The organism is Vibrio sp. YT-19(2023), from assembly GCF_033337395.1.
Genome location: NZ_JAWOQN010001015.1, coordinates 1 through 544, shown reverse-complemented (window position 1 = coordinate 544; position 544 = coordinate 1). Strand labels below are relative to the sequence as shown.

General features: G+C 45.2%; 1 protein-coding gene. It reads right to left on the bottom strand.

The window, feature by feature from the left end; all coding sequences use genetic code 11:
• On the bottom strand, positions 1–544 hold a 544-nt coding region (locus R7E78_RS29755; protein WP_318059098.1), incomplete at both ends, for a transglycosylase SLT domain-containing protein.

The following is a 544-nucleotide window of genomic DNA, read 5'->3' as shown; positions in this document are numbered from 1 at the left end:
ACTTCGACATTATTAAACCAAACGTTGGGGTCGTAGCCTTGCTGTGCGGCTCGCTTGCGCATTTTCTCGACATTACCTGGGCCTGCATTGTAAGCCGCTAAGGTAAAGTAAATTTTGTTCTCAGCCGTAATGGCCTTATCGCCAAAGTACTGCCGACGCAAAAACGCTAGGTATTTCGCTCCTGCGTGGATGTTGTTTTCGAGTTGTCGAACATTTTTGATGTTGATGTTTGGATCGCGCGCTGTGCTCGGTAAGACTTGCATTATGCCCACAGCGCCTCTTGTGCCGACTAAGTTGTTATTAAATCCGGACTCTTTATACGCAACCGCCGCAATCAGCAAATAATCCAAGTCATATTTCTCCTCGTAGCGCGAAAACAACGCCGACAGTTTTTCTAGCTGGGCAATTTTCTTAGGGTTAAGTGCCTTATTGAGCCAATTGGTATTGTCGATGTATTTGCTATATATGACGTTTCCAAGGAGTGTGCCTGAGCGAGATTTTTGGATGAATTTGTTCACCACTGCTTTGAGTTGAGGACTGTTTT